Here is a 22,327-nt window from a genome sequence, read left to right as displayed (position 1 = left end):
GGTGTAGGGTTTTACCGATTTTCAGGTGGTCAACTACCTAATTTTCAGGGAAAAAGCACCCACTGCTCACCCAACACTCCCACTGATAACTGATAAGACTGACGGCTCTAATTAAGTAGGTGGGTGGAATTAAATATAAGATGAACGTAGGTTGGGTTGAAGCATGAAACCCAACCCCCGCATGGGTTACGCTACCGCTAACCCATCCTACAAATAATTGTGCCTCCCTACTTACTATCGATTAATAACTATGACCTATCTACTCACTGTCTATCGAGCGCTCGAATGCCGTCCAGATACCTATCGGGACTGGTATGACCAAGGCAATATTTTAAAAGAAAGAATGGACTATTTTGGAGCCTTAATCAGCTACGAAAAAGCCTTAGAATATTATCCAGATGATTATTGGGCATGGTACAAAAGGGGTATGATACTAGAAGACTTGGGAATGTATGAAGAAGCGGCTCAAAGTTATGCTAACGCCGCACAGGTAAAGGATGATAACTATTGGGCTTGGTACGATCAAGGTTGTGTTTATCTACAGGAATTAAAGGACTACGAAAAAGCGATCGCTTGTTTTCAACGGGCCCTAAGTCACAGTCCGGGGGACTATTGGGCGGCCTACCGGCAAGGAGAGGCCTATCGATTGCTCAAAAACTACGAACGCGCTATCACTTTTTATGATCTGGCCTTGGGGGCGCGACCCCGGGATTATTGGGCCTGGTATCGTCGCGGCGACGCTTTCCGGGATTGGGGCAATCCCCAAGAGGCTTTATTTAATTATCGTACCGCCCTCGATATCCGACCGCAAGATTACTGGTCCTGGTATCAACAGGGTGTGATCTTACAGGAATTACAGCGTTTACCAGAAGCGATCGCCTGTTATGAAGAATCATTAAAAATCGATCAAGATGATCGCTATGCGTGGTATAATGCCGCCTGCTGTTATGCCGCCCTCGGTCAACAACAAAAAGCGATCGACTGTTTACGGGAAGCTCTAGACATAGAACCGGATATATGTGGCGAATTAGTGCGTAATAACTTTGTTTTCGATGGTTTAAGGCAAAATGAAACCTTTAATGACCTCTTGAGTTGCTATTCCCCCAGCTAAAGTCTTTTTGCAGCACCTAGGGTTTGCTGAAAGGGTTTGTCGTGGGGTGTGTGGAATTTTCGGCATTTTCAGGGAAAAAGTGCCGAAAACTTCCCCCCGATTGCTCCAATATCTAGCACTTTTTTGATGGCAAAAAAGCCTAAAAATATTAGCCAACAAGGTTTTTAGATTTATTCAGCCAGTCTGGATTAGCTACAATTGCAATTAGAGAAAAATTATTGAGAATCTTATGCGAGAACTAGACAGAGACAAAACCATCGAACAACTGAACGAAATCATGGAATTTGAACTAGCGGGAGTTGTCCGTTACACCCACTATTCCCTGATGGTGACAGGTCCCCATCGCATCCCCATCGTCCAATTTTTCCAGACTCAGGCCACGGAGTCCCTCACCCACGCGCAACAAGTTGGGGAAATTCTCACCGGTTTAGAAGGTCATCCTAGCTTAAAAATTGCCCCAATCGAGGAAAGCTATGAACATAATATCAAAGCAATCTTGAGTGAGAGCCTCAATCATGAGAAAAAATCCCTTGATTTGTACAAAGCACTCCTAGAAACCGTCGAAGATGCCAGTATTTACCTAGAAGAATTCGCTCGCGGTATGATCGGACAAGAAGAATTACACAATCTGGAAATTCGCAAGATGCTGCGGGATTTTGCTTAAGCTAGGATCAAGCTAGAGTTTATCCACTAGCTTATGAATCTTAGTTCCGCTTTACCCACTTTTATTATCACTCTCCGGGAAGGTTTCGAGGCCGCTTTAGTGGTGGGAATTGTCCTCGCTTGTTTACAAAAATCGGGTCGATCGCAACTTAACTCATGGGTGTATCGTGGTATTGGTGCGGGAGTGGTGGCTAGTGTTTTGGTCGGTATTTTGCTAGGGGGAATCCTTTTGCAAGTGGATGCCTCTCCTAGTCCATCTGTACCAATAATCAAGGAATTACTGGCCGCCACTTTTGGACTGATTGCCGTCTTGATGTTGAGTTGGATGTTAATTTGGATGACTCAACAGGCCAAATCTTTGAAATCTGAGGTAGAAAGTGCGGTAAAAGCGGGTTTAAAATCGGAAAATGGGGCAGGAAAAGCGATTTTTCTGCTCGTTTTTATCGCTGTCTTGCGAGAGGGATTTGAAACTGTCCTCTTTATCCTGGCCCAATTCCAAAAAGATTGGCAGATACAAACGTTCGGTGCGATAGCGGGGTTAAGTGTGGCGACTTTGTTGGGAACTCTCCTATTTGCGGGGGGAGTAAAAATCAATATCCGTCTCTTTTTCCAAATTATGGGGACTTTCCTCCTCTTAATCGTTGCGGGATTACTCATCGGTGTTTTGAAACATATCGACGCTGGAATCGGTCTTTTAAGTGAAATTGACCCTTTTTATCGCCATTTCTGTCCTTCTCTCCCCTCCTCCTGTCTTCTCGGTTTTCAAGTTTGGGACGGTTCCCAAATTTTGAGCGATCGCACTTTCCCTGGACTCCTCCTTAAATCCCTGTTTGGTTATCGTCAAAACCTCTATATCAGTCAAATTGTTGCCTATATCCTCTTTTTACTGCTTATCGGTGGCCTCTATTTCCAAAGCTTACGACAACGTCCTCAAACAGTGACCAGTAAACAGTAAACAGTAATCAGTGATCAGTAAACAGTAAACAGTAAAAAGACAGCAGGAAACTTCTATTTAATACTGCTCACTTAACACATACTGCTCACTTAAAACTCAAATCTGATAACTTACCCACTGATAACTTACCCACTGATAACTGATAACTGATAACTGATAACTGATTATGACTACTTGGCAATGTGACGGTATCCCTAAAGATGGTAAAACTTATCCGCAAGCGATTGCGGGAGGTCATGAACCCTGCGAAAATACTACTCCTGATTGTCCTATCTGTGGCCTGCCTAGGGAAGCGATGGATCCCGTAACAACGACGGTTAAAACCACGGTGGTGGTCTCCCCGGGGGGTACAACTAGAGTTGGCCAAAAATCTAACTGGTTACTTCCCTTCGCTTTGATAATTACCGCTTTAACCGCAGGTTTAGGGGGTTGGAGTCTATTGCAAATGGTGATTCCCAAACCCGATACTCCCCAAGTTGTCCTGGAAGAAACCCCAGACAAGCAAACCAAGGCAACTTTTGTGAGTAATACGGCTAAAAATCCCGATTTATTTAGCCAAGGTGAGAAAATACTGCTTAATTCCACTCCTAACAAAGAAAAAGGCGCAGCGGCCTTTAAAAAAGAAGATTGGGCAAATGCGATCGCAGATTATCAACTAGCAGCTACTCCCCAAGCAAACGATCCGGAAGGCAAAATCTATTACAATAACGCCAAAGCTAGACAAAAAGGTAATCAAAATACTATAGCCGTTGTTGTCCCCATCGCTAACGACCCCAACAGCGCCAAGGAAATTCTCCGAGGTGTGGCAAGGTATCAAGAGGAGTTTAATAATTCTAATCCGGGTAATCCTTTGGAAATAGTCATCGCTAATGATGGTGGTGGGTTACAATCAAAAGCGATCGCTGATGATCTGATTCAATCCGGTCAAGTTTTAGCAGTTATGGGCCACGGAATCGATCCTTTTAGTCAAAAAGCGATTGAAAGTTACGAAAAAGAAGGATTAGCGATTCTTTCTCCCCTGACTACCAGTGTTAGTCAAACGGGAAAATTAACCCTGAAAACTATTCCCCTTAAGGATAAATCTCAGGAAGTTTTAGGCAGTTATCTGGAAGCAGTGGCCAAAACTTTGGCTAATTATGCTAGTCAGCAAGAGAATTCTCCCTCAGTGGTTCTGTTTTATAATTCCGATAGTCCCTATAGTCAAAAATTAAAGGATTCCTTTGCTAAAGCGATAAAGAAACCGGGAGGCAAGATAGTTAAGGAAATAGACACAACCAAAGCCAATTTTAACGCTAAAACCGCCATAGATCAGGCAAGACAAGCCGGCGCTAGGGTGGTATTTTTGGCCTTGAGTAAAGACGGCGATCGCATAAATCAAGCCGTGGCTATTGCCCAAGAATCGTCTGGAATGCTCTTATTAGGCGGAAATGAACTTTATACACCCGATATCCTTATTCAAGGAGCGGATAGCATCGACGGATTAGTTCTAGCAGTACCTTGGAGTTTCCAAGCAACGGATCCTTTTGCCAAAGATGCGCTGAAAAGTTGGCGCGGTCGCGTCAGTTGGCGTACTGCTACCGCCTACGATACCATGAAAGTATTAGGAAAAGCGATCGCTAAAAGTTCTGACCGTGCTACTGTAGTCGAAACTTTAAATCGAGGAATCACCTTGCAGGGAAGCACCACGGATTTTAAGATTTTTAATCAAGTTCCCCTGGTGCGTGCTAATCGTGGCAATGAAGGGCCAAAGGGTTCTCAATATCAATTCGATCCTATCTAAAATAGATAATGTGATGTCGAGGAGTAGAATCAAGTCTAATTTTATGAAGAATATCTTACCCATCCTAGCTTTGTTAATGTCGGTGTCGGGAATTGCCGTGTCTTTGGGACGGGAGGAAGTCCGATGTCATCTCGGTTTAGAATCGGCAGCCTGTCCCCAGGAAGAACAAAACATCAGCGAAGACACCCCCCCAGATACCCCCGCAACTACCCCAGAATCTCCCCAGATAGAAGAAACTCCCGCGGAAACTACCCGTAATAGCGAACCTTCCCCCGAAGTTTCCCCGTCTCCTGAAAGCGAAACCCCGGTGGAATTCACCCCCATCCCGGAAAAGAACCCCAGTCCAGAAGTCCCCCCCGAAAATCCCCCCACCCCGGAAACCAAAGCGGTGGAAAAAACTCCAGATGCAGAAAAAAGTCCCGATGTCAATCCATCTAAAGATGGAGAAACTGAAAGTATTCCGTTAGAAGTTATTCCCCCCGCACAGTAAAATCGGACAAAATCAATTTCTAGTGGGGTAGGGTTGATTCATGAATCAACCCTACAGACTCCGGACAGTAAAATCGGACAAAATCAATTTCTGGCTGAGGATAGGAACTCATGCAAGAGGTAGTTGTACTAAATCTGGTTATTAAAGACTGATTATTTATTCCCCTTTTTGCATGAGTGCATGAGTAGAAAACGGGTTTCTCGGAGAAACCCGTTTTCTGTGCGTTACTCAATTGTATCTAGCTTTTTTCAGCAAACCCTAACTAACAGAACTACCAACCAAATATGTTGGATTAACGCTTCTTGCGAAGTCCCATTAATCCGAGTCCCCCGAAAGCGAGAAGTCCAAAGATAGAACTGGGTTCGGGAATCTCAGGGTAGTCTTCTACTTCTCCGTGAGAGACACAGTTTCCTGCCGCTGCATCGGTGGTGTTACAGTCTGCTTTAGAGTAATATTCACCGAAGGGTTTTACATCGGTATCTAACGGGTCATAAGTGAGACGGAAGCGACTGTAGTATTTCGTGGGATCAAAGCCAAGATTATAACGTTTTGTCAGCTTTCCAGCATCTAAGGTTAATAGATCATCAATGATTAATTCTGAGGTGTGGTCAAATCTGCGATTTCTGTTAATATCCCACCATGCACGGAGTTGATAGGGGTTAGGATCGGGTCGATTAATATTGAAAGTTACATCTACCCAACTATCCCCAAAGATTACACCATCTTCATCATCAGTATCTTCACAGAGGTCACACCCCACACTAAGGTCATCCCCATCTGCCAGGGGAGTTGGTTGACCATCAGTTTCAGTATCCCATAAATAACCAAGGAACTGAAGCTCACCCTCTTGATATTGCGGTCCGTCTGATGCTGACAACGTTTGATAACTGTCAGGTGCATCACCAAAATCTAGACAAGAACCTGAAGCATCTGCTTCAGCAAATAGGGATAGACCTTTTGGCTCGGTTTGAGGTAATTTGCAAGAATTTGTCCACCCCCAACTGATACCATCATAGATATCTACTGTTTTCTCGGCAGTCTGATTAACTAAGAATAGTTTAGCAGTCCAGTTATGTGATTTTCCTGTATCTGGTCTATATGGAGCATCGATGAAAGTGGTTGCGTTCGCTGCATATCCTTTGTCATAGTAAGGGGTTGTTGTAGATGGTGTATCAATTTCGTTCTCTTTGTCGCCATGTTTTCCTGGTAATGGGATTTTGTGATTATCTTCTATTTGCTGAATCCAGTGAAAACTTAGTCCTGTAGGAGCGTCTTTCGGTTGTCCTGCTGCTTTTGGATCATAACTCAAGGTTAAGTCAAGAAAAGCACCAACTCCCCCTTTGAACGGCAACAATCCAAGAGGTACAAGAGGATCATTTTTACGCTCTTTTCCACACTCAGTATTCGGCGCACAAGCGTAATAATTTTGAACATCAAAAGTTCCCTTTAAAGTATCTACTGGTTGAAGATTAAAAGTCCAGCCTAGTCCTCCATCTGCTACTGCTTTTCCATAGATTGAATCCTGTAGAAATTTCAGAAATGCTTTTCTCTCGTCTTCTGCACTAATGCGTGGGATAAAGGCAGGATTAAGATCTACCGTCCAATTCACATTGCCACCTAGAGTATATGATTCTTGGCGAACCCATTTGTTAAATGCTCCAATTGGTACTGGGTTCACAGGAAACTCAACAGTAAATGCCGAGCTTGGTTGATTGGTAAGTGCCACTGAGAGGGTCGCAGAAAAGACACCTATAGGAAGGGATTTTTTCAACGTTTTATATGCTATGGTCATTGGTTTCGATTCTCTATCAATCAGAGAAATAACCACAAAGATACACATTCCCCCCCCCACAACTGTATTCTAAGCTACATTTTTAAAATATTTACACTCCTCTCCGTCATACAAAATCTGGTTATTAAAAACTGATTATTTATTCCCCCTTTTTGACTTTTTTCTCGCCGTTAGGCGGGTCAATTTTTTTGAGAAAATTGAAGTATATTAAGTTTTGTTAAGAACAATGAAACTGAAACGGTTATCGGTGATTCAAAAGTATTATAATTGTCTTTGTTATCCTAAATTAATAGTTTTTGCTTGTCAATAATTATGAATAGTTATCAAACCCATAATGCTTGTAGGGGCGAAGCATTCGGGCAATAACCTATCGCTGAAACCGTAAATTTACTATCCGAATGCTTCGCCCCTACCCTAAATTTTTTCTTGTTTTTCTCTTGTTCCAAGGCTCTGCCTTGGAACAGAATATTTAAGGCTCTGCCTTAAAGTAATATTCAGAGAGAACCCTTGATTCAGTGAACAGTTATTAGTTCAGGTAGAACCTGGGAACGAGATATAAAAATCAAAAGTATTATAATTGTATTTGTTGTCCTAAGTGGGTGGGTGGAATTAAATATAAAATGAACGTAGGTTGGGTTGAAGCATGAAACCCAACGCCCGCATGGGTTACGCTACCGCTAACCCATCCTACAAATAATTGTGCCTACCTACTTAAATCAATAGTTTTTGCGTGTCAATAATTATGAATAGTTATCAAACCTATTTAACCATCGATCATTCTCAGAAGATTATCCTCTCTAACTTACCCTTTAAAGCAGGAACAAAGTTAGCCATTAACATTCAAGTAGTTGAGGATGAAAAGACAGAAGCCGATTTTGAAGCCTTATTAGATAAAACCCAGGCAATCTGGACTAAAGGAGATGGCTTAGAATATCAGCAAAAAATTCGAGAGGAGTGGATATGAAACGATTAATAGACTCCTGTATTTTAATCGACCATTTTAATGGTATTACCCAAGCTACAGTTTATCTAAAAGCTCACCGAGATGAAAGTTATATTTCTGTCATTACTAAAGCCGAAGTTCTCATTGGTTTTGATGATGATAATTCCTTTGACAAAGCAGGAGAGTTGTTAAGCCATTTTCCCCTGATAGATTTAGATGTCAACATCACTGATTTAGTCATTCAAATCCGTCGTGAACAAATCAAAAAAAAGGCAACCAAACAGCCTAACAAAAAGGTTATTCAATGGAAATTGCCCGATGCCATTCAAGCAGCGATCGCCCTTTACTATAATCTCAAATTAGTCACTCGTAATACCCAAGATTTTGATCTCAATCAACATCCATTTATTGAGATTCCCTATACCATCTAACAATAAAACTGAAACAGTTATCGGTGATTCAAAAGTATTATAACTGTATTTGTTATCCTAAATCAATAGTTTTTGCGTGTCAGTAATTATGAATAGTTAGGGTTTGCTGAAAAAGTACGGGCGACGATCCCTAAAACCCTTACCTTGCCTACATTTCACATTTATTCAGCAAGCCCTATTTACTTTTAGTCAAAATTAATTAACTTCTAACCCTGGAATGCTTAACTGTTCAGTTTTTGGCTGTGTTTCCCCGATATAATCCCCTGGCAACATATTAATTAAACAGCCACCAAGATGATAGGCCATATTCACGGGAACCGCATTACCAATCTGTCGATATTGAGAGGTTAAATTACCGGTAAATTGCCAATCATCGGGAAAGGACTGCACTCGTGCATATTCTCTCACAGTCAGAGGACGAGTTTCTTGGGGATGGCATCTTTCTGTTTGGGTTTGTGCCGGACTACAGGTAATAGTTAAAGCTGGTTCATCCCAAGATAATCTTTTAGCATATCCTGTCCGTCCGCCGTGATTTTTGAGACTATTTTTCATATATTCTTTTTGAATATCCATCGGCAAATCCCGCCAATTTCCTCCTGCGGGAACTAAGGACATAATCTCTTTTTTTCTTTCTTTATATTCTACTCCTGGAGAACTTGGACAATTCTCTAGAGCTTTTTTCAGAGAAATAGTATAGTTTCTATATTGGGGAAAAATGGGTTTAATATTTAGGTCTTGACGGGTGGCAATAATAATTAATCTTTCTCTTTTTTGGGGAACATCGAGAAATTGAGCCGATAAAACTTGATAAGCAGCATAATAACCGATTTCCTGTAAAGCTTCCAGCATTAATTGCAGGGTTTCTCCTTTTTTATTGCTTAATAATCCTCGAACATTTTCGGCCATAGCGATTTTAGGTTGCACTTCCTGTAAACAACGAGCAAATTCAAAAAATAAGCTCCCTCTCAAATCTTCTAATCCTTTCCCTAACCCAGCATAACTAAAAGGTTGGCAGGGAAAACCTCCAGCTACAATATCTATTTTGTCTCTAAAATCAGAAAATTCAATCTTTTTTATGTCTTGATTTATAACATTCCATTGCGGTCGATTGAGTCTTAAAGTATTAACACAATCTTGATTAATTTCCACCAGTAATTGTGTTTTTAGTCCCGCATTTTCTAAACCTAAAGCCATACCACCACAGCCAGCAAATAATTCGATAACCGTGTAATTAGTTGGTTCAACAGTTTGTAAGATTTTCAATTCTCCGGGGGATTGGTTATTTTTAAGATTGGTTAATTGCTCGAGATTAAATAACCAATCAACTTGATTGATTTTCTGACCTTTGATTAATTTTTTCTTTTGCCATGTTAGTATTTCTGCGGTAGTTACACCGAGAATATTAGCGGCTTTTTGTAGATTTACCTGAGTCATAACCAATAATTAGCAACTTATCTACGTTTTTATTATAAATCAAAGTAGCTAAACTTAATAAACAACAATAAAGGCTGAACAAGGTTCAGCCTCCAGTATAAATTTTAACTCTTTCCTACTTACGTCCCGGAACTGTATATTTAAAATTCATCGGGCCGGTATAACCAGAAATCTCCGCTAATTTCTCTAATCTTTGGGTTCCCGAATATTCTTGACCCTTAATAATCCAAGTGGGGAAACCTTTAATTCCGGCATCGCGACAAGCTTGGGGATTACCATTAACCCCTTGGGGATTGCATTCGATATAAACCCCTTCTTTTTTGAGGATTTCTCCCGCTTCCTTACCAAATAACTGTTTTTGATCGTAACAGTGGGGACACCAAAAAGCCCCGTATTCCTTCGCACCAATTGCTTTTAAATGTTTAGCCAGGGCGATTTCTGCTTTTCCCGAAACCGTGGTTACTTCCCAACCGTAGGGAGGTTTAGCCGCTGTCATTGGCCGGGTAATTTCTTCTTTTCCTCCTGCCACCGTCGGGGAATTTACTCCCGCATAAACCGCTAAAGTTCCCACAAAAGTAATCATTGCCACTACAACCATCGGCAGTATAATTTGTCCTAAACCTTCCCATTCGCGACCGATAATTGTGAGAATTAATAGGGTTAAAGCGAACAAAGCCGAAGTGATGCAGTAGGGACACAATTCCTTTAATTCCGTGGCTAGAATATACATTAAATAACCACTAAATACCGCCATCGCCGTCGCCCCCGCTAACAGCAATAACCAAGTATTATTTTCTAAACTTTTGCGGAGATTTTTCTGAGTTTCCCCATTAATAAATAGAGGGCTGAGGGCAAAAACCGCCATGGCAATATAGGCCAAAAAACCGAACAAACTCAAGGGCAGCCCGAAAACCGTAGCGTAGGGACTATTAAGAACACCACTACAACCAGCCCCATCACTAGCCCCGGCGGTACAGGCAGCAGCCCCTCCCGTCAGTTTGGTAATGGTTAAATAGCCAGTCAGAATCGCCCCCACGATCGAAACGCCCCCAATTAGGGGCCGGGAGTAGCGATGAATCCAAGGTACAGAACGACGACGCATAATATTATTTAGATTAAATTACAGCAGAATTCAGGAGTCAGGAGAGAAATCGAAATGTACTTTGTCGAAAGGAAAAATTCCCTAACCATATTGTGTTAATTAGGACGTTTTCAATTCCTAAAAACTTAGGATAGCTATCCCCTGAAACTATCCGCCATTCTAGCAAGGGGTTATGTGGACAGGGGCAAAGAAGGGAGAGAATTATTAATTTTTGCCTTTTGATCGTTGATCTGCCGGGCCGTTTCCACAAATTGCGACACCCGAATCGGATCCACCGGTTCAGTAATTTTGCCATGACGCTTGAGGGAACTAGCCACGATCACCCCATCAGCAGCCGGCAGCAACCGCCCGATATTGTCCAAATCAGCCCCGCTGCCGATAAAAACCGGTGTTCCCTTGGCCGCCGCCACTGCCAGTTCCAAATCCTCAAAACTAGGGGGGCTACCGGTGGACCAACCGGAGAGGATCACCCCGTCTGCCAGTCCCCGTTCGATCGTATCTTGCACTGCCGTAGTCAGATTAGGGGTTCCCAAGGGGCGGGCGTGTTTAACCAAAACATCCGCTAAAATTTTGACCTCAGACCCCAATTCGCGGCGATAACGCAGGAGTTCGTGGGCCTGACCCTCAATAATGCCCTGATCGGTGGCCATAACCCCCGTTAGCACATTAACCCGAATAAATTGGGCATTGACACAGGTAGCGATCGCTAAGGCACTATGGGCATCATTGCGGAGAACATTAAGACCAATCGGTAAGACCACCAGATTTTTAATGCGATCAACAATTAAAGTCATGGCACTAACCACGGCGGGATCCACCTGTTGCTTAGTAAAGGGGGCATCAAAAAAATTCTCGATAATCAAACCATCAACACCACCGGCAGCCAAAGCCGTCGCCTCCTGTTCAGCCCGCTCGATCACCGTCTTGAGACTGCCACCCCAACGGGGGGAAGTGGGCAGGGGGGCGAGATGAACCACGCCAATAATCGGGTTTTTTGTCTTGAAAGTTGCAATTAAATTCACAGCGTCTACTACTCTTAGCGTCCCCAACCAGGCGCCGCTCACCCATTTTAACAGGGTGAAGGCCTACCCACGGTTCCACGGGGGGGAAATTATTTTAACTTAGTGCCAGCATTCGTCCCGATGCGCTTAGTGCGATGGGACGGGGCTTTTCAAGGGGCGAAGTAATTCGCCCCACAGTTCCCCTCATCAATGCTGACTTTGTATATAGACAATTCCAAAAAACTATGTTATCATAAACAGGTCTTGACCACTATTCCTTAAGCGATAACCGAGCTTCGGGGGGTAGTGTTGCAAGAAAAAGTGTAGGTCTTAGGAACTAGGACTCCTGCAAGGTGAGGGAAGGTAAGACTTGCTATCTTTCGAGGTAGAAAGCGCATCCCATTGAAGCAGGAAGCTCTCAAATCCGTTGAGAGTAGTTCACAATGTCTTAACATTAAAAGAGAAGTTTAAGATTTGGTTGATACTCGATCGCATGGGCAATAAGCCAACCATCGCCATCTCACACCTAGGCTGTGAGAAAAACCGGATCGACTCCGAGCATATGTTAGGACTGCTGGCCAAGGCCGGCTATCCCGTAGATAATGACGAGGAGTTGGCCGATTACGTTATCGTTAATACCTGTAGTTTCATTCAAGCAGCTAGAGAAGAATCCGTTCGCACCCTCGTGGAACTGGCGGAAGCTAATAAAAAAATTATTATCTCCGGCTGTATGGCCCAACATTTCCAAGATGAACTCCTGACGGAATTGCCGGAAGCCGTGGCCATTGTCGGCACGGGGGATTATCAGAAAATTGTCGAGATCGTCGAACGGGTAGAGACGGGAGAACGAGTCAAAGAAGTCAGCACCGATCCCACTTTTATCGCCGATGAAAATCTGCCCCGTTATCGCACCACCAGCGAGGGAGTCGCCTATCTGCGGGTGGCCGAAGGCTGCGATTATCGCTGTGCTTTCTGTATTATTCCCCAGCTGCGCGGCGATCAGCGATCGAGATCGATCGAGTCCATTGTGGCCGAAGCGCGACAATTGGCCAGCCAAGGGGTTCAAGAATTAATTCTCATTTCGCAAATAACAACCAATTATGGGTTAGACTTATATGGCGAACCCAAATTAGCGGAACTCTTGCGAGCGCTGGCAGAAGTCGATATACCTTGGATTCGCGTTCACTACGCTTACCCGACCGGGTTAACGCCAAAGGTTATCGAAGCGATCCGAGAGAGCCCGAATGTTTTACCCTATCTAGACTTGCCGCTACAACATTCCCATCCCGACATCCTGCGGGCGATGAACCGTCCCTGGCAAGGACGAGTCAACGATGGCATTATCGAGCGGATCAAGCAAGCTATCCCGAACGCGGTTTTACGAACGACTTTTATCGTCGGTTTCCCCGGAGAAACCGAGGAACATTTCAGCCATCTGCTGGAATTTGTCAAGCGTCATGAGTTCGATCACGTCGGGGTGTTTACCTTCTCCGCCGAAGAAGGTACAGCCGCTTTTGACCTGCCCGATCCAGTGCCACAGGCAATTATGGACGAACGCCGCGAAAGGTTGATGTTAACTCAGCAACCGATCTCGGAACGCAAAAATCAAGCTTATATCGGTCAAACTGTCGATGTTCTCATCGAACAGGAAAACCCAGAAACAGGAGAATTAATCGGGCGCTCCGCTCGTTTTTCCCCGGAAGTGGATGGCTTGGTTTATGTGACAGGGGAGGCGATTCTAGGTGCGATCGTACAGGTCCGAATCACTGCGGCCGATACCTACGATCTCTACGGCGAAATAGTCTAATTTTTCCATTTTTCTTATTTAATTCCCACAAAACAATCCCTATGACCACTGGTTTCAACAATTTAGGTTTATCCGATAGCCGTCTTCAACACCTAGAAACGCTTGGATTCACCACCCCCACGGAAATTCAAACCAAAGCCATCCCTCTCCTTCTAGAAGGGCATGACATGGTAGGAATGTCACAAACGGGAACCGGCAAAACTGCCGCCTATTCCCTGCCTTTACTGGAACGCATGGACACCAAAAATCCTAACGTTCAAGCTTTAATCCTCACCCCCACCCGGGAATTAGCCCAACAGGTGGCCAGCGCCATCAAAGATTTCTCTGATGATCGTCGTCTCTTTATCCTGACAGTCTGTGGTGGTCAATCCATGGAACGTCAGATCCGCAGTCTGGAAAAAGGTGTCCAGATTGTGGTCGGGACTCCCGGCCGGGTAATCGATCTGCTCGATCGCAAAAAACTCCATCTAGAATCCCTAAACTGGGTAGTCCTCGATGAAGCGGACGAAATGCTCAGTATGGGTTTTATCGATGATGTTAAGAAAATTCTGCAAGCATCCCCCTCCACCCGTCAAACCGCCTGTTTCTCGGCAACTATGCCCCGGGAAATCCGCGATTTAATCGCTAATTTCTTGAAATCTCCCGTTTCTGTGACGGTTTCTCAACCCCAGGCCGCTCCTGCTAAGATCGAGCAGAAAATTTATCTGATCCCTCGCGGTTGGACGAAATTAAAAGTCCTGCAACCCCTGTTAGAGATCGAACCCCTAGAATCGGCGATTATTTTCGTCCGCACCAAGCAAACCGCGGCCGAATTAACCAGCAAACTGCAAGAAGCGGGGCAAACGGTGGATGAATACCACGGTAACTTAAGCCAAGTGCAACGGGAACGACTGGTGCAACGTTTCCGCGAGGGCAAAATTAAATTAGTGGTAGCCACGGATATCGCAGCCCGCGGTCTAGATGTGGAAAATCTCAGCCACGTTATTAACTATGATCTGCCGGATAATGCCGAAACCTATATTCACCGCATTGGCCGCACGGGCCGCGCCGGTAAAACGGGAACTGCTATATCTTTAGTAGAACCGATCGATCGGCGTTTGTTGCGTCAGATTGAACAGCGTCTGCGTCAACGTCTGGAATCTAGTCCCATTCCTAGCCGCACCGAAGTAGAAGCAAAACGCCTAGCCAAGCTGCAAAATCAGCTAAAAGAGGCTTTATCGGGGGAACGTATGGCTTCTTTCTTGCCTTTAGTGCGGGATTTAAGTGAAGAATACGATCCCCAAGCGATCGCGGCTGCTGCCCTGCAAATGATCTACGATCAAAATTGTCCCCAGTGGATGAAAACTGATTGGGAAGTTCCCGCACCGACGAGCAGTAAACCGGTGATTAATAAAACTCCCCGCAGTGGTGGTAGTAAGTACCCCTCTAAGTCGAATAACCGTCCTTCCCTGGACAAAAAAATTGTCTTTCAGGAACGTTAATTTTTAGTTCTTGAATAGATAACTTTAAGAGTTGATAGACCGTTTTGGTTCTATCAACTTTTTTTTGTCAGGTAATTTCCCAGTACGTCGTCGAAAGCATTCTACATAATTTTATAGCTAAACTTTTGATAATTGATTCTAATCAAGTATTTGGGCTTTTTTTGACATTTTTGCTGATAATTACTATATAATTGTCTTAAATGAATAAATTTGAACATTTAATATGTCGAGTTCGTCAGAACCTTATCGTGGGAGGGTACAAGCTCAAGGAGACGATATCCAGCAAGAGGGTGGATACAGTTGTTCTTGGGCAAGAAAAAATCCTGTTACTGCTGAAGAAGGATTATTATTTCTTGCTAATATTAAAGGGCAATGCAATGAATTTCAACGAGAGGAACGGAAACAAGCTTTTAGAAAAGCTGAACGCTTTGTTACAAATGCTAGTGAGCAAGGTGGTGTCACTCCAGAGGCACAACCGCACTCATTTCAGGATTCTAAACGTAAAACTAAAAACGCCCGTGTAGATATTGAAATTCGCAGTGGTCTTAGCTTTATCCCTTCGCCCCAAACAGAATGACAACGATGCTTAGAAGAGTGCAACAATTTTTAGACTCTGGCGATAGTGATAACGCTAGAGAAGAAATTGATAGAGCTTTCGGCAATCTGAGCAGGGTGGATAGTCATGTTAGAGAGTTTGCCGCTCTGTTGGCACTGGGATCGATCAAAGCTTCAGAAATCGGCTTAGGGGTATTGGGACGTAAGCTTCTACAGAATGACAGCGAGATTAACAATGAGGTTGTTTGGTTATTTATTGCGTCAATTTTATCTCGCAATAGTATTCCCCCTGATAGTCCATCTAGAATCAGCCTACTTGTTCTTACCGCTTCTGTCAATAGTTGGGAATTACCAATTTTTGCGCTTCTTGCCCCTGCCCTCGACGCTTTTTTTAAAGTTAGTCTTGCGGACGGAACCCCTTTAATTGCCGAACAAACTTTTGATTTTTTGGCCACTTGGGGAAGAATTTATGCGAAAGCACCGCATATCAAAACGCAGCTTCAAGAACTTCAATCTCTTAGTAATAATCTATTAGAGCAAGTAGATGACTCAGAGTTAAAAGCTGAATGGTCAGAGGGAATTAATATATTTTTTGAAGAAGCCAGGACAACCAAATATTCAGATAGTAATGTTTTTTCTGCTGGTGAAGAATTAATTAAAAAAATTTATAATACTCAAAGTTTACAGCGCAATACAGAAGATAAGAATTTGGCAGAGACAAAAGACAAGTTACTCCGATTAGTCACTTCGTCTCTTGCTACTATTGGAACAGTTCTTGATAGTCATGGAGTCATACTAAATCCGGTTATTAAAAACTGATTATTTATTTCCCCTTTTGTCTCTTGCATGAGTGCCTGTTCTGATATGTAGCGCTCAACGGATTTAGTATTAACCCTATATACTTTTGACTTTTTTATACTGTTCTGTCACGGCGGCATTTAATAGATCATCTTTAAAATTTCTGATTAATTCAATTACTAAATTATAAATACTGATGTATTCTTCATAATCGATAGTTAAATACTTGCCATGAGCAATTTTATTTCTTTGGGTGAGAAGTTGTTCATCAATAGCTTTCTGCCGCAGTTGATAATCACTATCATCAATTCCTAGAATAGTACAGATATCAGTGAAAACTTCAAAATTGAGATTAGATTTGGTGTTAATAATATTTTCGTAGGGTATATAAGCTCTATTTTCTAGGTTATCAAGTAAATTTTTGATCATCTCTTTTTGTAACTTAAATTTATTGGTTTTTATTAACTCATTTATAGATTTTCTAGAACTAAGGGCAACGAAACAGTAATCCAGTTGATGATCATTTAATTTTCTTAAGGAAACAAACTGCAAATAACATTCTGCTGCATATTTAATAAAACCTTCCCAATGGGCATAGAGAGTGGTTATTCCGGCTCTAATTAATACATCTTGCTCAGTTCCTTTTTGTCGAGGAATTTTAGTTTTTAAAATACTAAGTTCTCTGATTCGCCATGCCATATCTTCATCTAAGTTTTTCTGGAGAATTTCGATAGTTCTATTATCTTTACTCATTACTTTTTAAAATATTTTTTGCCAAATTCAATCATTTTGTGCATTCTAGTTCTAGCTCTCGATCCTGTACCGATGTTAGAAATAAAGTCAGATTCTGACCACATTTCCTGAATTTTTGTTTTTAGCAGTTCAATATCTTGAGCAGAGTAATCATCAATATTTTCTCGTAATCCTGTAGTGATCGCTTCATAAGCAGAATCGAGAAATTTACCCTTAAATCTTGTTCCATCATATTTGGTAAAAGTATCTTCATTCGTCGCTTCAGCAAGCAATAAAAACATTTTAGCGAATTTTTCTTGCTCTAACACACGATCAAAAGTGGTGGAATTACATAATTCTCTCAGATAGTCAGTCAAATATTCATTAACATCTTTTTTGTTCAATGATGTTGGACCAAATGTGGGAGAAGACAGGGCAAAATATTTAAGAATTAGTTCCAAGTCGTAGCGTTCTTGTCTTAATCGCTCGGATAGGGAAATACAATTTTTAAAGTTCTCATTTTCTGCCAAGTCTTCTAACCACTTATATAGGCTTTTATCTAGCATAATCAAAAGACAATTACGCACCTCTTGATAAGATAAAAAAGAGCCACCGGTATTTAAACGATCAAAAACTTCAAACTTAGCATTTTTATCCGATTCTTTTTGGATAATCTGAACCTGTATTTTCGCTCTTTTGAAATCTATTTTTAGAGATGGGGGCAAATTATACTCTCCTTCCTCTGCACCTTCCCACATAACTCCGTTTAAGCTAGGTAATAACTTAGTACCTTGAAGCACCAGTTTTGGTTTTTTCTTAGTTTCATCGTCCTCATCTCTTAAATCGCCAACAAATTCCAAAATTGTTGAAATCCTTTGTAATCCATCCACCAATTCCCAAACACTATCTTCTTCTCTCTGATAGACAAAAATAGAGGGAATAGGAATTCCTAATAGTATCGATTCTATAAATCGGCTTTTTTGGGCTATTGTCCAACGAAAATATCTTTGAAAATCTGGATTAATTGTCATTTCTTTGTTATTATAAAGACTAATAATCTCTCCGATTGACATAGGATAGTTATCGGTACGAAATTCTTTAGTTTTTGCCTTAACTTCTTCTAATAAATTCATCTTATAGCAGTTATCTTAATGGTGAAGTACAAAGTTTTCGTTTTGGGGAGCCGGTCGTCAGGATTCGATACCAAATTAGGTTACACTTCATCTTTAGGAACAAAGCTGTAATTTTTCTATACTCAGTATAATCTCTCTATTCTACTTTTATACCATCCGCCAATTCAAAAATGAAACGCGTCAACCTCAAGAGTTGACAGAAAAAGGCTCATCCCCGCAATTGGCACAAACATCAATTTTCAGGTGGCTAATCTGCAAAGACGCGATTTATGTCCCGATATTGCGGTGATGTTAGCTTGGATTGAACAGGCAAAAATCCTCACCAGAGAGTTAAAATAAGCCCTATCTCCGATAATTTTGGCATAAATTAGCCAAAAGTAGTGCCATTCCATCCCCAAAGATCACCTTTCGCCTCGGCAAATTCTAGATAAATGCGATTTTTCGGTATTCCTAAATAAGCCTCAATTTCTTGACAAAAATCACTACTCATGCTTTTAGTTTGAGCGGCGGAAATAGAACCAACACTTTTAATCTCCACATAACACACCGGCTCAAAAGTACCAGCAAAAGTCATTTTTATCCCCGATTCTAAAGCTGTCATCACATAGGATTCGGGTTTTCCCAGATGTTTAGCTAATTTAGCCGAAAGACTCTGCAAAAGTTGATTAACCGTCTCATCATCGAGGGAGGTGACAGAAGTTTGAATTTTAATTAGAGGCATAGAAAAAATCTCAGAAATATTTTTATATAATATAACAGTTTTGATAGCAATCACAGATATTCTTTTGCTTCAGAAGGCTTCAATCATCCAATCCTTGGGGGATGGGAAGAAAACTGAATGTCATACTAAATCCTGTTATTAAAAACTGATTATTTATTTCCCCTTTTGCCTCTTGCATGAGTGCCTCGTCTCATAACTAGCCTGTACTCAACGGATTTAGTATCAGCATTCATCCCATCGCTAAAAGCAAGGGAATTCTGCTGACACTAAGTTAAAAAGAATACACGGCTGTTTTGATATTTTGGTAGTTATCATCTAGGTCTGATTCTAGGAGAATAATCGCAGTAATTCTTCTAGTCATCTCGCTTACTTCCTGCACTTCTGCGATAGTTAATCCCCGTCCTAATAATTTTTCCTCGCGATAACTTAGCCATTTTTTAATGACTTGATAACCCCCGATGGTATATTCCCAAACCCGGGCCGGTATATTTTGCCAATAGGCTCGATCATTGAGATAAATATCATAGGTGGTCGTTCCTAATAATTTTCGCATTTCTGGGCTAATTACGCTCATTTCTGCGGTTGTATATTGTCTGGCGATCGCTTTTCCTTTACCCGGCATTGTCACGCCATTTTTCCCCCCATGTCCCCAACCGACGTTAATAATTAAATCCCCCTTATCTGGGTTTAAATTTCCCCCATCAGTGCAGGAAATCAAGGCGATTTTTTGCAGTGCAGGGGTCGGTTTTTTGGTGACTCCTATAACGGGGTTTTCTGTGTCTAAAAGAGATGCGATCGCTTGTCCTAGTTGAGCAGATTTAATTAATAATTCTTGGCTATTGGGAAGGGGAATTCTTGGGAAGTCTTGACGAATACCATCGGCATTTTCCCCAAGATACAAGGGGGAGTACCCAATCGCTAACGAGTGCAGCCAAATTAAGGAAGCATTCTCGATATTTTCATCAAGATTATTAATACCCAGTTGATTTAAGTATTGACGAGATTTTTCTGAAAGATTGGCTTTTATTGAAGGAATATTCAAGTTACTGGAATCGAATAATTTTCCTTGAGTATTATCTTCTGTATTCACCTTCTCTAAATTTTGACGTAATCGTATAGGAAAATAATAAGCATGACCTCTTTGAAAATCATTATCTCCTAACAATTGTGTATAACATATTGGTATTCCTTCAGGATTAGCAACTCCTGCTGGACGACTCATAAGAAATGAATTTCCTTCCCAACATTGTGACCATAAATCAGGTCTGGAACGATTCCATAAAGGACTAATCTTGCTGTAATAACACCATCTAACTTCAAAAGGTCGAAGTAAATAGCGTATAATGTTATTTTGTTGAAAACCTTCTGATTTTTGAACTTTTAAGCGTACTTTTTTGGCTTCAAATCCACTAGCATCTTCCGTTAATCCAGTTTTTAAGGTTTTAAGTTCTTCCCATGTTATCGAAGTATCATAATACATTTTAATTCTTTTTTCTAAACTTGATTTATCAATATCAATTAATGCTCCTCCCCTTTTTTCCATTAATCCATTGCTAGGTGGTTCTTTACATAAATCTGTTAACTTTGGCCATGCTAAATAGTGAGAGGAAACATCGGAGGGACGGAAAGAATAACGATTAGATTGTTCTGGGTTAGAGACTTGATAAAAAGCATCAAAATCTTGATTATTTAAACTATCTAATAACTGTTCTCGTTTAGCAACTCCCCAGAAATGGCGAAAATAGACATCAACATTTTTATTCCTTACTTCCTTTCTTACCATTAGTCCGATAGTTGTCCCGACTCGAATCCCTTCCTTATTGTATTGAGTAGAAAAAACACTAGGATCGGGATTACCTTCAGGGGTTAACTTTCCCGTTTCGCGACTATCACCATTGAGACAATCAAACCAAAGACGATCAAATTCTTGTAAAAATCTTTGTCGCATCACCACAAAAGAAGGATCACCGAGATAGGAAAAATTAGAAATATAACAAACAACCCCTTTGCCAGTATTTTCTGAAATACATCTTTCTGCTAAACGAAAAAAGCGCACATATAACTCATCCAAATTAAACTTTTTAATCCCCCAATCGGAGATTAAACCCTGTTTATACAATTCCACTAAACCTGCTTCTTCTGCGGGACTGGTTCCAGCAAAAGCATTGTAGGGAGGATTACCGAGAATAACTAAAATCGGTTTACCGCGCTTAACTTCATCGGCTGCCTCTCGTTCCTTATTTAACTCCGGAAAACTTAATTGTAGCTGTTGAATTTTCTGTTTACTTTCCTCATCGGGAGGTTGCCAACCGGTTAAAGCATTAGTCAGATAAATCCCCACCCGTTCACTATCTTCTATTAAAGGTACACCCAAACTTTGCAGGAATAAACCTAATTGTAGATGAGCGACGACAAAAGGAGCGGTTAAAATCTCGAAACCGAAAATTCTTTCTATGGCTGCTTTTTTCACCAAAGCCATGGCTAAAGCACCCGCCCCATTTTCCTGTAAAGTATCGGTAATATAGCGCAAAACCTCGACTAAATAAGCACCGGTGCCACAGCAAGGATCGAGAATATAAACATCGGGATTAGCTAAACCGTCCTCAATATTTAATTCTTCTCGTAAAACTCGATCGACTCGCGCTACCATATAGCGAACAATTTCCGGAGGAGTGTACCAAACTCCCAATTCTTTGCGTAAATCAGGATCAAAAGCTTGCAAAAATGGTTCATAGAAATACTGTACCGCTTGTCCCTCATCGAATTGACGAAAAAATTCCTCTCGTCGCACTCGATTTAAAGCTGCACCGGTCCAATTCAAAACTTCTACTAATCCCAAAGATTTTAACTTACTCGGTGCGGCGATCTGCTCAAATAGGATCGCTAACATGGGAACATGGAGATTATGGGCTGCGGATTTCCAATTGAACTTATCCTCTTTATCCTCGCGATTGAGGTTTTCCTTGTGCCATAATACCCAAGCAGAAAATAAACCATAAAAGAGGGTTTGCACGAGGGTAGAACGAAAAAATTTATTCCCCTGTTCCCGTTCAAATTTGATACCGAGGGCATTTTCTAAAGCTTGACGAATATTGGCCAGAGCGGGAAGATCGGAATGATGTTCTAAGCGTGCTTTTGCGTCGCGCGCATAGGAAGCAAGAAACCAAGCAACATCGGCCGGTGAGGTGATAGGAGCCGCCTGTAAAAGCACTCTCTTTAGGTATTCTAAGAGGCTATCACCGTGTTCGGCGGCAAATTTGGATGGATTTGAGGTTTTTAGCCAAAACTCGGCTTCTGACGGGGCTAAACTATAGGCTTCTAATTCTACCGGTTGACCTTGGCTATTGCGACCGATGAGCAGAAAATCGCGATAATTGCTGACTAATACTTGACCGTAT

Annotated in this window: 19 protein-coding genes; 11 read left to right on the top strand and 8 right to left on the bottom strand. The window is 41.8% G+C overall.

Annotated elements, in window-relative coordinates:
- The first annotated feature begins 250 nt into the window (after positions 1 to 250).
- The 5 genes from IM500_RS06140 (at position 251) to IM500_RS06120 (ending at position 4,999) form a co-directional block, all read left to right on the top strand.
- Entirely contained in the window at positions 251 to 1,111 is an 861-nt protein-coding gene (locus tag IM500_RS06140) for a tetratricopeptide repeat protein (RefSeq protein WP_147072267.1), read from the top strand.
- 229 nt (positions 1,112 to 1,340) lie between these two features.
- The gene (locus tag IM500_RS06135) at positions 1,341 to 1,775 is read left to right on the top strand and encodes a ferritin-like domain-containing protein (RefSeq protein ID WP_002731529.1); all 435 of its coding nucleotides are present in this window, start codon (positions 1,341 to 1,343) and stop codon (positions 1,773 to 1,775) included.
- A gap of 33 nt (positions 1,776 to 1,808) precedes the next feature.
- Complete coding sequence (locus IM500_RS06130) at positions 1,809 to 2,729, top strand: FTR1 family iron permease (protein WP_287737978.1); 921 nt, start codon at positions 1,809 to 1,811, stop codon at positions 2,727 to 2,729.
- Between the two features lie 166 nt (positions 2,730 to 2,895).
- Complete coding sequence (locus tag IM500_RS06125; protein ID WP_287737977.1) at positions 2,896 to 4,509, top strand: ABC transporter substrate-binding protein; 1,614 nt, start codon at positions 2,896 to 2,898, stop codon at positions 4,507 to 4,509.
- Positions 4,510 to 4,552: 43 nt separating this feature from the next.
- Positions 4,553 to 4,999 carry a hypothetical protein gene (locus IM500_RS06120; protein WP_190722146.1) on the top strand — a complete coding sequence of 149 codons (447 nt, stop codon included), beginning with the start codon at positions 4,553 to 4,555 and terminating at the stop codon, positions 4,997 to 4,999.
- Between the two features lie 292 nt (positions 5,000 to 5,291).
- Here IM500_RS06120 and IM500_RS06115 read toward each other — a convergent pair whose 3' ends face one another.
- A complete protein-coding gene (locus IM500_RS06115; protein WP_287737976.1) occupies positions 5,292 to 6,791 on the bottom strand; it encodes a PEP-CTERM sorting domain-containing protein in 1,500 nt (499 codons plus the stop codon).
- Positions 6,792 to 7,533: 742 nt separating this feature from the next.
- On the opposite strand from IM500_RS06115, the gene IM500_RS06110 reads away from it, so the two are divergent.
- Both IM500_RS06110 and IM500_RS06105 read left to right on the top strand, forming a co-directional pair.
- Positions 7,534 to 7,755, top strand: coding sequence for a hypothetical protein (locus tag IM500_RS06110; RefSeq protein WP_002776915.1), 222 nt, complete (start codon positions 7,534 to 7,536; stop codon positions 7,753 to 7,755).
- A complete protein-coding gene (locus IM500_RS06105) occupies positions 7,752 to 8,165 on the top strand; it encodes a PIN domain-containing protein (protein ID WP_190722144.1) in 414 nt (137 codons plus the stop codon). Before IM500_RS06110 ends, IM500_RS06105 begins: the two co-directional genes overlap by 4 nt.
- Before the next feature lie 195 nt (positions 8,166 to 8,360).
- On the opposite strand, the gene IM500_RS06100 is transcribed toward IM500_RS06105, so the two are convergent.
- The 3 genes from IM500_RS06100 to btpA form a co-directional block, all read right to left on the bottom strand.
- On the bottom strand, positions 8,361 to 9,599 hold the full coding sequence (locus IM500_RS06100) for a DNA cytosine methyltransferase (RefSeq protein ID WP_287737975.1): 1,239 nt from the start codon (positions 9,597 to 9,599) through the stop codon (positions 8,361 to 8,363).
- A 115-nt stretch (positions 9,600 to 9,714) separates the two neighbouring features.
- On the bottom strand, positions 9,715 to 10,701 hold the full coding sequence (locus IM500_RS06095; protein WP_287737974.1) for a vitamin K epoxide reductase family protein: 987 nt from the start codon (positions 10,699 to 10,701) through the stop codon (positions 9,715 to 9,717).
- Between the two features lie 170 nt (positions 10,702 to 10,871).
- On the bottom strand, positions 10,872 to 11,723 hold the full coding sequence (btpA, locus tag IM500_RS06090; RefSeq protein ID WP_002776905.1) for a photosystem I biogenesis protein BtpA: 852 nt from the start codon (positions 11,721 to 11,723) through the stop codon (positions 10,872 to 10,874).
- Positions 11,724 to 12,195: 472 nt separating this feature from the next.
- Here btpA and rimO point away from each other — a divergent pair, with 472 nt between their 5' ends.
- From rimO to IM500_RS06070, 4 genes are all read left to right on the top strand, one after another.
- Positions 12,196 to 13,509, top strand: a complete 1,314-nt coding sequence (rimO, locus tag IM500_RS06085) for a 30S ribosomal protein S12 methylthiotransferase RimO (RefSeq protein ID WP_149988301.1) — start codon at positions 12,196 to 12,198, stop codon at positions 13,507 to 13,509.
- A 41-nt stretch (positions 13,510 to 13,550) separates the two neighbouring features.
- Entirely contained in the window at positions 13,551 to 14,990 is a 1,440-nt protein-coding gene (locus IM500_RS06080; RefSeq protein ID WP_002763242.1) for a DEAD/DEAH box helicase, read from the top strand.
- A 223-nt stretch (positions 14,991 to 15,213) separates the two neighbouring features.
- Positions 15,214 to 15,567 carry a hypothetical protein gene (locus IM500_RS06075; RefSeq protein WP_072926204.1) on the top strand — a complete coding sequence of 118 codons (354 nt, stop codon included), beginning with the start codon at positions 15,214 to 15,216 and terminating at the stop codon, positions 15,565 to 15,567.
- 5 nt (positions 15,568 to 15,572) lie between these two features.
- Positions 15,573 to 16,364, top strand: coding sequence for a hypothetical protein (locus tag IM500_RS06070; RefSeq protein WP_287737973.1), 792 nt, complete (start codon positions 15,573 to 15,575; stop codon positions 16,362 to 16,364).
- A 75-nt stretch (positions 16,365 to 16,439) separates the two neighbouring features.
- Here IM500_RS06070 and IM500_RS06065 read toward each other — a convergent pair whose 3' ends face one another.
- From IM500_RS06065 to IM500_RS06050, 4 genes are all read right to left on the bottom strand, one after another.
- Positions 16,440 to 17,096 carry an MAE_28990/MAE_18760 family HEPN-like nuclease gene (locus IM500_RS06065; RefSeq protein WP_287737972.1) on the bottom strand — a complete coding sequence of 219 codons (657 nt, stop codon included), beginning with the start codon at positions 17,094 to 17,096 and terminating at the stop codon, positions 16,440 to 16,442.
- A complete protein-coding gene (locus IM500_RS06060; RefSeq protein WP_287737971.1) occupies positions 17,096 to 18,208 on the bottom strand; it encodes a DUF262 domain-containing protein in 1,113 nt (370 codons plus the stop codon). The genes IM500_RS06065 and IM500_RS06060 overlap by 1 nt, the downstream gene beginning before the upstream one ends.
- Before the next feature lie 367 nt (positions 18,209 to 18,575).
- Positions 18,576 to 18,929 carry a phenylpyruvate tautomerase MIF-related protein gene (locus IM500_RS06055; RefSeq protein ID WP_002734736.1) on the bottom strand — a complete coding sequence of 118 codons (354 nt, stop codon included), beginning with the start codon at positions 18,927 to 18,929 and terminating at the stop codon, positions 18,576 to 18,578.
- Positions 18,930 to 19,200: 271 nt separating this feature from the next.
- The coding region (locus IM500_RS06050; RefSeq protein ID WP_287737970.1) for a type ISP restriction/modification enzyme at positions 19,201 to 22,327 on the bottom strand (3,127 nt) is incomplete at its 5' end.

The organism is Microcystis sp. M179S2, assembly GCF_020245805.1.
Taxonomy (GTDB): domain Bacteria; phylum Cyanobacteriota; class Cyanobacteriia; order Cyanobacteriales; family Microcystaceae; genus Microcystis; species Microcystis aeruginosa.
This window is presented reverse-complemented; position numbering and strand designations above follow the sequence as displayed.

Coding starts and splice junctions, on each gene's coding strand:
- IM500_RS06140 (WP_147072267.1), top strand. CDS start 251: ATGACCTATCTACTCACTGTCTATCGAGCGCTCGAATGCCGTCCAGAT.
- IM500_RS06135 (WP_002731529.1), top strand. CDS start 1,341: ATGCGAGAACTAGACAGAGACAAAACCATCGAACAACTGAACGAAATC.
- IM500_RS06130 (WP_287737978.1), top strand. CDS start 1,809: ATGAATCTTAGTTCCGCTTTACCCACTTTTATTATCACTCTCCGGGAA.
- IM500_RS06125 (WP_287737977.1), top strand. CDS start 2,896: ATGACTACTTGGCAATGTGACGGTATCCCTAAAGATGGTAAAACTTAT.
- IM500_RS06120 (WP_190722146.1), top strand. CDS start 4,553: ATGAAGAATATCTTACCCATCCTAGCTTTGTTAATGTCGGTGTCGGGA.
- IM500_RS06115 (WP_287737976.1), bottom strand. CDS start 6,791: ATGACCATAGCATATAAAACGTTGAAAAAATCCCTTCCTATAGGTGTC.
- IM500_RS06110 (WP_002776915.1), top strand. CDS start 7,534: ATGAATAGTTATCAAACCTATTTAACCATCGATCATTCTCAGAAGATT.
- IM500_RS06105 (WP_190722144.1), top strand. CDS start 7,752: ATGAAACGATTAATAGACTCCTGTATTTTAATCGACCATTTTAATGGT.
- IM500_RS06100 (WP_287737975.1), bottom strand. CDS start 9,599: ATGACTCAGGTAAATCTACAAAAAGCCGCTAATATTCTCGGTGTAACT.
- IM500_RS06095 (WP_287737974.1), bottom strand. CDS start 10,701: ATGCGTCGTCGTTCTGTACCTTGGATTCATCGCTACTCCCGGCCCCTA.
- rimO (WP_149988301.1), top strand. CDS start 12,196: ATGGGCAATAAGCCAACCATCGCCATCTCACACCTAGGCTGTGAGAAA.
- IM500_RS06080 (WP_002763242.1), top strand. CDS start 13,551: ATGACCACTGGTTTCAACAATTTAGGTTTATCCGATAGCCGTCTTCAA.
- IM500_RS06075 (WP_072926204.1), top strand. CDS start 15,214: ATGTCGAGTTCGTCAGAACCTTATCGTGGGAGGGTACAAGCTCAAGGA.
- IM500_RS06070 (WP_287737973.1), top strand. CDS start 15,573: ATGCTTAGAAGAGTGCAACAATTTTTAGACTCTGGCGATAGTGATAAC.
- IM500_RS06065 (WP_287737972.1), bottom strand. CDS start 17,096: ATGAGTAAAGATAATAGAACTATCGAAATTCTCCAGAAAAACTTAGAT.
- IM500_RS06060 (WP_287737971.1), bottom strand. CDS start 18,208: ATGAATTTATTAGAAGAAGTTAAGGCAAAAACTAAAGAATTTCGTACC.
- IM500_RS06055 (WP_002734736.1), bottom strand. CDS start 18,929: ATGCCTCTAATTAAAATTCAAACTTCTGTCACCTCCCTCGATGATGAG.